The organism is Streptomyces swartbergensis, from assembly GCF_002148965.1.
Taxonomy (GTDB): Bacteria; Actinomycetota; Actinomycetes; order Streptomycetales; family Streptomycetaceae; genus Streptomyces; species Streptomyces swartbergensis.
In genome coordinates this window covers 1-10,538 of record NZ_NGFN01000297.1, presented here as the reverse complement: position 1 = coordinate 10,538, position 10,538 = coordinate 1, and the positions used below count along the sequence as shown (strand labels likewise).

Sequence of the window (10,538 nt, the reverse complement as noted above, 5' to 3'; positions counted from 1 at the left end):
GCTGTCCCGGGCGCCGAGGCCGCGGGGGCGGCAGCCCCGGGCGCGTGCGCGGGTGCCGAGGGCACAGGCGCGGCAGCCCCGGGCGTCCGGGACACGGCGGCGGCCGGTGCCAGGGAGCGGACGGCGCCGTGCAGCCGCTCGAAGACCTCCTGCGGCATGGTGTCGACCCGGTCGAGGATCGCGGCCGCGCGCGGGTCGGTGGCCCGCGCTTCGCGCTTCTCCTCGTCGGTCAGCAGCATCGTGCGCAGCGTGAGGATCTCATCGATCTCCGCTGCGTCGTGCAGGTCGCCCGGGCTCTCGGGGGCCACCTGGGGATGGTCGGGCAGGATGATCGGTGCGGAGAGCAGGACGTGGCCGTCGCCGCCGCCGAGGACGGGGAAGGTGAACTCGTTCCGGCAGGAGCGGGCGAGTGAGCGCAGGTCCGTCGGCGGGTCGGTCAGCGAGACGAACTCCACGCCATCGCCGCCGATGAGGGTGTGGGTGGCGATGAGGGCGCGGCGCAGCGCCTCGTCACGAGCGGTCCGCCGGTCCGGTGCGGGCCCGGTGTTCGTGGTGCGCACCCGGAGCCGGCAGAGGTCGTCCGACAGTCGCTCGGCGATGACGGTGGTGTCGGCCCGTACCTCGTCGCGGTGTCGCACCACCCGCCCGGCACCGGGGAGCGGCTCGACGTCCACGCCGGCTGGCGCGACCACGGGGACGGTGCGTCCGCCCTGAAGGAGCTCGTCGAGCGGGACCTCGACCTCGCATTCGCGCGGCACGGCCTCGGCGAAGGTCAGATGCGTCGTGCCGTCGGGGGTGCGCAGCGACTCGACGGCGTGTTGACGGCCGTCCCGGGTCTCCTCCATCTGCTTGCGCTGCATCTGGAGGTGACGGATCCGCACCCGTACGGACGCGCTGCCGGGCTGCCGGATCCTCAGCAGGCACTCGGTCTGCTGGTACCAGGAGTCGGCGCTGCCGGAGACTCCGGGGACCACGGGGCCGTCCGCCTCCACCCAGTCCCGCGGGAACAGGACCCCGAACTGCCATCGGACGCGGTTCTTGGCCGAGGACCGGCGGTAGGGGTAGAGGAGGTAGCCCTCGTAGAGGACGGCGTCGGCGACCGCGCTCACCTGCTCGAACGCGTCCGGGGACCGGTCCGGGAGCAGATCCTCGCCACCTCTGGGGGCAGCGCACGCCGTGCCGCCCTCGGCCAATCCCTCCGCCATCGCGCCTCCTCGTCCGGGTGTGCACACGCATCCAGGGTGCATGCGCATCCCTTCCACCACAGTCACACCGCTCATCCACGGTCGCCTCCTCCGGCGCAGTGCCGTTGGGCCGTTCGGGGCTGTCGCGTGGCGCAAGACGACGGCCCGTCGCGGTGAGCGCGACGGGCCGGTGTCGGGATCGTGGGAGTCGAGCGTGTCACCTCTGCACCTGGGACAGTCGCCGCGCCATCAAGGGGATGATCACCGCGGCCGCCACCACATGCGACAGGGCGAGGATGATCTGGGTGGACGTGGCCGTGTGCGGGGCGACGGCCGGGCCGGCGAGGGACAGTGCGGTGAGGACGACGGTGGTCACGGTGAAGGTGCGGGCGGGCTGCCTGGCCCAGCGGGCGAGCACCACCGCCAGGACGATTCCGGCGACCGACCAGAACACGACGCCGCCGCCGAAGCCGCCGACGGGGATCTCCGCGGACTCCTCGGCCCCGGGGCTGGCCGCCTCCATCGGGACGCCCGCGGCCCGGGCCACGAGCGCGAACGCCTCCGTCACGACGGCACCGGCGAGTGTCGCCAGGACGCCGACCAGCCACACGGGGCGCGTGGAAAGGAAACCGGGGGTGTGGGACTCGGTCCGAGTCTGCGTCTGAGGGGTCGTCACGCTCATGTCGCCTTCTCCTGCTCGCTGTTGGGCTCGGAAGCCTTACGGAGAGGTAGACCGGGCGAGGCGCCGGAACTCATCGGTGCACCGACGACCGAAACGACCGTTCGACCGAACAGCGCAAGTCGCCTGCACGAACCGGCGAGTCCTGGGAAGGCGTCACACCATGGACCAGCCGATGAACGAGCACCTCCGCACGACCACCAGCCCCGCCGTCACGACCCTGGCCGACCCGCTGGTCAACAAGGGCACCGCCTTCAGCCGGCAGGAGCGCGCCGAGCTCGGTCTCGACGGGCTGCTGCCGCCCGCCGTGGAGACCCTGGACGAGCAGGTCGCCCGCGCCTACGAGGCGTTCCACGGCTACGACAAGCCGCTCAACCGGCACATCTATCTGCGTCAGCTCCAGGACACCAACGAGGTGCTCTTCTACCGTCTGGTCACCGAGTACCTGGAGGAGCTGCTGCCCGTCGTCTACACGCCGACGGTGGGTGAGGCCTGTCAGCGTTTCAGCGAGATCTACCGGCGGCCGCGCGGGCTGTTCCTGACCTGGGAGGACCGGCACCGCTTCCGGGACATCCTGCGCAACCGCCCGCACCGCGACGAGGACGTGGACGTCATCGTCGTCACCGACGGGCAGCGCATCCTCGGCCTGGGCGACCAGGGCGTCGGCGGGATGGGCATCCCGATCGGCAAGCTCAGCCTCTACACGGCGATCGGCGGCATCCACCCCGCCCGCACCCTGCCGATCCTGCTGGACGTCGGCACCGACAACGAGGACCTGCTCCGCAACCCGCGCTACCTCGGTCGGCGCGCCCCCAGGCTGACCGGCGCCGAGTACGACGAGATGATCGAGGCCTTCGTCTCGGCGGTCGAGGCGGAGCTTCCCGGAACGCTGCTCCAGTGGGAGGACTTCGCCACCGCCCACGCCTATCCCATCCTGGCGCGCTACCGGGACCGGCTGCTCACCTTCAACGACGACATCCAGGGCACGGCGGCCGTCACGCTCGGCGCCCTGTCCACCGCCGCGAACGTGTCCGGCACTGCGCTGTCCGAGCAGCGCCTGGTGATCCTGGGGGCGGGGTCGGCCGCCATCGGTGTCGCCGACATGATCCGGACGGCCATGATCGAGGAGGGCCTGTCCGAGGACGAGGCCGCGGCACGGTTCTGGATTCTCGACGTAGACGGCCTGCTGGTGCGGTCGCGCACGGAACTGACGCCGCAGCAGCGGATGTTCGCGCGCGACGACAACGAGGTGACCGACTGGGACGGCACCGGCCTCGCGGAGGTGGTACGCCGTGTCGAGCCGACGGCGCTCATCGGGCTGTCGACGGCCCATGGGGCGTTCACCGAGGAGATCGTGCGGCAGATGGGCTCGACCTGCGAACGGCCCGTCATCTTCCCGCTGTCGAATCCCACCTCCCACTCCGAGGCCGAGCCCGCGGACCTCACGCGCTGGACCGACGGCCGGGCGCTGATCGCCACCGGCTCCCCCTTCCCGCCGCTCACGGTGGACGGGCACGAGGTGCCGGTGGCGCAGTCGAACAACGTGTACGTCTTTCCGGCCATGGGGCTCGCGGTGACCGCGAGCGGGGCCACGCGCGTCACCGACCGCATGATGGTGGCCGCCGCCCGGGCCGTCGCCGAGTGCGCGGTACGGGCGGCGCCCGGCGACGACGGTCCCGTGCCGCTGCTGCCGCCCCTGAACGGGATGCGCGAGTCCGCCCGCGAGATCGCCCTGGCCGCGGCTCTCGCCGCCGTCGAGGACGGGGTGGCCCCGCGGACGACGGAGGCGGAACTGCGCGAGGCGATCGCGAAGACCCAGTGGACTCCGCGGTACGAGGCAGAGTCTCCGTCGCGCTGAGGTCAGACCGACGAGAGGCCGATCGCCCGGTCGACGTCCTGCGGCTGGACGGCGTGCGTGCCTGCCGGTGGCGGCGGACAGGTCGAGGAGCCCGCAGGCGGTGATCGCACGGCGGACGGCCTGCCCCTGGCCGGCCTGAGCCGCTCGCCCCGGGTCCACGTCTGCGGCGGCCACGGCATGCGGGGCATCGCCCAGTCAGTGGCCGCCCCGGTGTGCGTGTGCTTCGGCGAGGAGGAGGTAGCCGGCGGCGGTCCAGGTGTAGGCGCGGTCGCGCAGACCCGTGCCGGTGAGGGCGTCGAAGTTCTCGGCGAAGCCGTGGGTCTCGCACAGGGCGCGGAAGCGGGCGCTGATGTCGTCGGCGAGCCGCTGGTGGCCGGCGCGGCGCAGGCCGTCCTCGATGTTCGACGGCGACAGTACGACCAGTACGACCAGCGGTCCCCGTACGCACCGGTGATCGACCGGATCACCGTCACGCCGTTGGCGGCGAAGTAGCCCCTGGTGAACGCGAGGCGCCGATCCGGAAACCCGGCCGGCGCCTCGCCGCGCGCGTCAGTGCCCGGGCTGTGTCGCCCACGGCGCAAGACGGTTGAAACCGGCGAGGCGGGGCGAGACGGTGAAGGGAAAGCCGTCGCCGCCGGGGGTTCTCAGGGCCGCCACGATGTCGGGGTCCGGTTCGCCGAACACCTCGAAGTGCTGCACGGTGCAGTGCTCCATCACGCCGCGGATGTACGGGTCCGACAGTCTCCAGTGCGTGCGAATGGCATCGGAGTCGCGGTAGAGCTGGAAACTGTGCGCCAGCATCCGCTCCTCGTCGATGAAAACCTCCACCATGAGCTGCGGGCCGTGCTCTCGGGTGAAGGCCACCGCCTGAGTGACAGCGCGCCGGAAGCCGTCGAGATGACCGTCGGTGATGCGCATCGTGTTGCGGAAGAGGATGGTTCCGCTGGTTGTGCTCTCCATACGCCGAGGGTCGTACCTGAACCAAGGTTGAGGTCAAGGGTCGGTCGAGCGCGACGCCCGTGTGCCTCTCCAGGGCTTGGATGAGCTGAGCCTGCCGCTGGAGGTTCCCTCCCAGCGGGAGGCGAACCGAGTCGTCGAAGACCCTGCCCGGGTCGATCTTCCGGTCCCAGATGAGCTGGATCAGGTCGGGCAGGAGCCGGCGTACCGAGGCGGGGCCGCCCTCGGTGTGGATGCCGGCGAAGAACAGGTCGATGCCCTGGATCGAGACGTCGTAGTTGACGCCGACGAAGCCCAGGTGGCCGCCTGGGCGGGTGGAGTTGACGGCCTGCGTGGTCGATTCCTGGGTGCCGACGGCCTCGACCACCGAGTGCGCGCCGAGCCCGCCCGTGAGCTCCTTGACCTTTCGCCACGCCCGCGTCACCGCGCTCCCACCGACGATGTCGTTCGCGCCGTAGAACCGGGCCGGCTCCTGCCGCTCGGGGTGACGGGACATCGCGATGAGGCGCTCCGCGTCGAGCTGCTTGCCGCGAGGACGGCCGTCAGGCCGATCGCGCCGTCGCCGACGACCGCGACCGTCTTGCCCGGGCCGGCCTCTGCGGCGACGGCGTCCGTCAACTTCTTCCGCTCCAACGGCGGCACGGTCGGTACCGCGGCGTTCCTGTCGATCCTGTTCACCACGGCGGCCGGCAGCATCGCGGAGCGACTGGCCGGGGCCCGCCACGACCCGGCCTACCGCCGTCTCATGGCCCAGCCCGACAACGCGCGCGCCCTGACGGGTGTCCTGCGCCCCGGCGGCGGGGTCGACCTGGAGGACTCCGCCTTCCTGGGCGCCCTCGACCCGAGCGTCGCCCTGCCGTTCCTGGAGGGCTACGTCACCTTGATACGCATCGTCTTCCTGACCCGGCGCGGCGGTGTCCCTTGCGGCCTTCGCGCCGGCGGCCTGGCGGGTTCCCGACCTGACGCTCTCGGACGAGTGGCGCCCGGGGCACGTCGTGTGTCAGGTCCTGGCCCCTTCTTGAGGAGGGGCCTCGTCATACTTCCGGGGGACGGGCCGGTCCTCGCTCGCACTTTCGGCCGTCCCCGGAAACGGGCATGTGGAGGGACGCCCCGCGGATCACGGGCGCAGACGATGGACCGGTCCCCGAAGACCAGTTCCCGTCAGGAGCCCCCTCGTGATCACCACACCCACCGCTCACCGTGCCACCGCGGTGGCCGCGCGCGCCGAGGATCTGTCCAAGGTGTACGGACAGGGCGAGACCCGGGTGATCGCCCTGGACCACGTCACCGTCAACTTCCACCAGGGCGAGTACACCGCGATCATGGGGCCGTCGGGCTCGGGCAAGTCGACGCTGATGCACTGCGTGGCCGGGCTCGACACCTTCAGCGGCGGCTCGGTCCGCATCGGTGACACCGAGTTGGGCCCGCTCAAGGACAAGCAGCTCACGCGGCTGCGGCGGGACAAGATCGGCTTCATCTTCCAGGCGTTCAACCTGCTGCCGACCCTGACGGCCCTGGAGAACATCACGCTGCCCATGGACATCGCGGGCCGCAGGCCCGACAAGGAGTGGCTGGGCAAGGTCATCGACATGGTGGGCCTGTCCGACCGGCTGGGTCACCGGCCCGCGCAGCTCTCCGGCGGCCAGCAGCAGCGCGTCGCCGTGGCTCGGGCGCTGGCCTCCCGCCCCGAGATCATCTTCGGTGACGAGCCGACCGGAAACCTGGACTCGCGCTCGGGCGCCCAGGTGCTGGGCTTCCTGCGCAACTCCGTACGGGAGTTGGGGCAGACCGTGGTGATGGTGACCCACGACCCGGTGGCCGCCTCCTACGCGGACCGGGTGATCTTCCTCGCGGACGGCCGGATCGTCGACGAGATGCTCCGTCCCACGGCGGACGGCGTGCTCGACCGCATGAAGGAGTTCGACGGCCGGGGCCGCACCAGCTGAACCTCCCCGGGGCACAGCGCCCCGCTCCCCGCCCATCACCGGACACCCACCCCAGGACCCACATCCCATGTTCCGTACCGCCCTGCGCAATGTGCTCGCGCACAAGGCCAGGCTGCTGATGACCGTGCTCGCCGTGATGCTCGGCGTGGCCTTCGTCTCCGGCACCCTGATCTTCACCGACACCCTCTCCCACGCCTTCCGCAACCAGTCGGCCAAGAGCTACGACCACGTCGCCGTCGGCATCACCTCCTACGTCGACAGCGACAACGGACAGGAGACAGGCCTGCCCCAGCGGACGCTCGACAGGATCGGCAAGCTGGACGGGGTCGCCTCCGTCACCGGACGGGTGAACGGCTTCGCCGGGGTCGCCGACCCCGACGGCAAGCTCATCGGCGCCCAGTGGTCCAACACGGGCTCCAACTTCGCCCCGGGCAAGGACGGCAGGGACCCCGCCTACGACTTCACCGACGGCTCCGGCCCGGTGCGGGACGGCCAGATCGCGCTCGACGAGGACACCGCCGCCAAGGGCGAGTACGAGGTCGGCGACAAGGTACGCGTCGCCACGAACGGCCCGGTCAGGGAGTTCACGCTCACCGGTGTCTTCACCACCGACGACGGCGCCGTCAGCGCCGGCGGCAGCCTCGTCCTCTTCGACACCTCCCTCGCCCAGCGCCTCTACCTGAAGCCGGGCCACTACCAGGAGGTGACCGTCACCGCCGCGCCCGGCGCCGACGACGAGAAGATCCTCGACGCGGTCAAGCCGATGCTGCCCGAGAACTCCGAGGCGAAGACGGGCGCCGCGCTCGCGGAGGACCAGGCCTGGATGATCGAGCAGGACATGAGCAGCCTCAACCAGATGCTGCTGAGCTTCGCGGGCATCGCGCTCTTCGTGGGCGTGTTCCTGATCGCCAACACCTTCACCATGCTGGTCGCCCAGCGCACGAGGGATCTCGCTCTGATGCGCGCGGTGGGTGCCTCCCGCAAGCAGATCACCCGCTCGGTGCTGGCCGAGGCGGGTCTGGTCGGGCTGCTCGCTTCCGTGGTCGGCTTCGGACTCGGGGTCGCCCTGGCCGCCGGGCTGCGTTCGGGGATGGCCGCGTTCGACATGAAGGTGCCGGCCGGCCCCCTCGTCATCGGTGCGACACCCCTGATCGCCGCGCTCGCCGTCGGCATCCTCGTCACCATGTTCGCGGCCTGGCTGCCCGGTCGCCGCGCCGGGAAGATCCCGCCGGTGGCGGCGATGAACAGCGTCCACGCGGCGCCGACCACCAAGTCGCTGGTCGTACGCAACTCCATCGGGGCCGCTGTCACCGCCCTCGGCGTCGCGCTGATCACGGTGGGTGCCGCGATCGGCGAGCAGGGCCGGGAGATCATCGGCGGCGGTGCGTTCTTCGCTCTGGTCGGCGTGATCGTACTGATCCCGCTGCTGTCCCGCCCGGTCATCGCGCTCGTACGGCCGCTCCTGGTCCGTGCCTTCGGGGTGGCCGGCAAGCTGGCCGGGCAGAACGCCGTCCGCAACCCGCGCCGTACCGGTGCCACCGCCTCCGCGCTGGCCATCGGCCTGACGCTGGTCACCGGTCTGACGGTCCTGGGCGTCTCGATGGGCGCGGCGCTGGACAAGGCGACCACCGACCAGATCAAGGCCGACTACATGATCGAGACGGCTGCCGGCGGCGGCGTGGACCGATCCGCGCTGGCCGCGCTGGACAGGAGTCCGCGAGTCTCGGCCCTCTCACCGGACCAGTCCGCCTACTTCCGCGTCAAGGACGACTACGTCTCGGCGACGGGCGTCATCCCCGGCGATGTCGAGCGGGTCCTCCACATCGATGTGGTGAAGGGTTCGCTGAACTCGCTCGGCAAGGGACAGATGGCGGTCGACGAGAGGACGGCCACCGAGCAGGGCTGGAAGGTCGGTGCCACCGTGCCGGTCACGTTCGACGACGGCAAGAAGGGCTCACTGCAGGTCGGCGCCGTCTACAAGGAAGGGGCGGTCCTCTCCTCGGTGCTGGTGGACACGAAGGTCATCACCCCGCACGAGGCGAGGCCCTACATCTCCCGGATCTACGTGAAGACGGACGGCGGCCCGAGCGACGCGAACGAGAAGGCACTGATCGACGCCCTCGGCAAGAACCCGGCGATCAGTGTCATGGACCAGAAGGACATCCGCGACGAACTCGGCGGTGCCGTCAACATGATGCTGAACATCATGTACGGCCTGCTGGCGATGGCACTGCTGATCGCGGTGCTCGGGGTGGTCAACACCCTGGCCATGTCGGTCTTCGAGCGACAGCAGGAGATCGGCATGCTGCGCGCGATCGGCCTGGACCGCCCTCGGGTCAAGCGGATGGTCCGCCTGGAGGCCGTGGTCATCTCCGTCTTCGGCGCGGTCGTCGGCGTCGCCCTCGGCTCGTTCCTGGGCTGGGCGATCGGCCAGACCATCAAGGACGAGCTGCCGCTGTACGCGCTGGTCGTCCCGTGGGGCCGGATCGGCATCTTCCTGGTCCTGGCCGCGCTGGTGGGCGTCCTGGCCGCGATGTGGCCGGCGCGCAGTGCCGCGAAGCTCAACATGCTGAACGCCATCAAGGCCGAGTAGACGGTTGCCGTGAACGCGATGTCGTCCAGGGCGGCGGCGCGGGAGGCCGGGTCGGAGAACGTGTCGTCGAGCTAGGCGGCGTCCACACCTTCGCGCCCCTTGAGCCGGTCCTTCAAGGCGTCGACAGACGCGCCCCGGGAGCGTTCGGCGACAAACCCGAGGACCGCGTGCAAAACCCTTACGCTCACGCAGGCCGTGACTGCTCCGCCGGCGCGCGCACATCGCCCGGTCGAGCAGCACGGCCAGGGGAACAGTGCCCTCGCACGCCACCCCACCCCGTGGCGGCCACGACCAGGCAGGCGAGCGCGGCGGCGGCCAGTGCGCCCGGCCTGTGTCCTCCGGCCGGTCGGGGCTGACCCCCAGTCGCCGGGCGATCTCCGGCACGAGCGGTTCCTGCCGGATCAGTTGTTTCTCATCGTGCCCGGCGCGCGGCGAGTGGGGTCTCCTGGAGCATGCGCAGATGGGTGAGTGCCTCTCAGGTGCCTGCTCGTTCATCCGCGTCAGGACATCGAAGGACCGGCGCAGCGCCTCCCAGGGCCGCTCTTCGTCGTCAGGGCGGGCGGCGAGTGCCTCCCGGGACGACTCCAGTAGCCACCACTGCCGTTGGTACGTCTGGCAGCCGGAGCACCACGTGGAGTACCTCCGTCACCAAGTCGAACGGCTCACCCCGTCCGCCGACCGAGCGCATCGCGTCCGATCGGAACCACGTCGCGCCTCAGGAGTGCAGCCCGGCCAGGGAGAGGAACTCGGCGCGGGAGCGGGCGTCGTGGCGGAGTGTGCCGAGGAGGGTGGAGGTGAGCGTGCTGGAGCCCGTGGCCTGGACGCCGCGCAGGGTCATGCAGGTGTGCTCGGCTTCGATCACGACGCCGACGCCCTTGGGTTCGAGATGGGCGTGGAGCCAGTCGGCGACCTGCTTGGTCAGGCGTTCCTGGACCTGGGGGCGGCAGGCGAAGTGCTCGACCACGCGGGCCAGTTTGGACAGGCCGAGGATGCGATGGCCGGGGAGATAGCCGACGTGGGCGGTGCCGGTGAAGGGCAGCAGATGGTGCTCGCAAACAGAGCGCACCGGGATGCTGCGGGCCAGCACGAGCTCGTCGTAGCCCTCGTCGTTGGGGAAGGTCGTCAGGTCGAAGGGGCGAGGGCTGAACAGTTCGGCGTAGGCGCGGGCCATACGGCCGGGGGTGCCGAGCAGGCTCTCGGTGCTGGTGTCGATGCCGAGCGCGGCGAGGAAACGTGCGGCGGCGCGTTCGGCTTCGGCCAGGTCCATGCCGTCGGTGTCGTGAACGACGCGCAGGGGGCGGGGGGAAGGCGCCGGTGTCTG

7 protein-coding genes and 2 pseudogenes are annotated in these 10,538 nt (G+C 71.0%); 3 read left to right on the top strand and 6 right to left on the bottom strand.

The genetic code is table 11. The features are described 5' to 3' along the window. On the bottom strand, positions 1-1,205 hold a 1,205-nt coding region (locus tag CA983_RS33420; protein ID WP_244207203.1), incomplete at its 3' end, for a hypothetical protein. Positions 1,206-1,401: 196 nt separating this feature from the next. Next, positions 1,402-1,866, bottom strand: coding sequence for a DUF6069 family protein (locus CA983_RS33415; RefSeq protein ID WP_086604531.1), 465 nt, complete (start codon positions 1,864-1,866; stop codon positions 1,402-1,404). Between the two features lie 160 nt (positions 1,867-2,026). Here CA983_RS33415 and CA983_RS33410 point away from each other — a divergent pair, with 160 nt between their 5' ends. Further along, positions 2,027-3,721: an NAD-dependent malic enzyme gene (locus CA983_RS33410; RefSeq protein ID WP_086604530.1), complete on the top strand. Its 1,695-nt coding sequence runs from the start codon at positions 2,027-2,029 to the stop codon at positions 3,719-3,721. A gap of 195 nt (positions 3,722-3,916) precedes the next feature. Here the strand turns inward: CA983_RS33410 and CA983_RS48395 are convergent. The 3 genes and pseudogenes from CA983_RS48395 to CA983_RS49705 all read right to left on the bottom strand — a co-directional run. Further along, a pseudogene (locus tag CA983_RS48395) lies at positions 3,917-4,120 on the bottom strand (MGH1-like glycoside hydrolase domain-containing protein); the annotation flags it as partial. A gap of 150 nt (positions 4,121-4,270) precedes the next feature. After that, the gene (locus tag CA983_RS33400) at positions 4,271-4,639 is read right to left on the bottom strand and encodes a hypothetical protein (RefSeq protein ID WP_244207202.1); all 369 of its coding nucleotides are present in this window, start codon (positions 4,637-4,639) and stop codon (positions 4,271-4,273) included. 370 nt (positions 4,640-5,009) lie between these two features. After that, a pseudogene (locus tag CA983_RS49705) lies at positions 5,010-5,174 on the bottom strand (IMP dehydrogenase); the annotation flags it as partial. Between the two features lie 679 nt (positions 5,175-5,853). On the opposite strand from CA983_RS49705, the gene CA983_RS33385 reads away from it, so the two are divergent. Both CA983_RS33385 and CA983_RS33380 read left to right on the top strand, forming a co-directional pair. Next, positions 5,854-6,624: an ABC transporter ATP-binding protein gene (locus CA983_RS33385; RefSeq protein ID WP_086604528.1), complete on the top strand. Its 771-nt coding sequence runs from the start codon at positions 5,854-5,856 to the stop codon at positions 6,622-6,624. Between the two features lie 67 nt (positions 6,625-6,691). Then, positions 6,692-9,217, top strand: coding sequence for an ABC transporter permease (locus CA983_RS33380; protein WP_086604527.1), 2,526 nt, complete (start codon positions 6,692-6,694; stop codon positions 9,215-9,217). 715 nt (positions 9,218-9,932) lie between these two features. Here CA983_RS33380 and folE read toward each other — a convergent pair. Then, positions 9,933-10,484, bottom strand: a complete 552-nt coding sequence (folE, locus tag CA983_RS33375) for a GTP cyclohydrolase I FolE (protein WP_086604532.1) — start codon at positions 10,482-10,484, stop codon at positions 9,933-9,935. Positions 10,485-10,538: the final 54 nt, after the last annotated feature.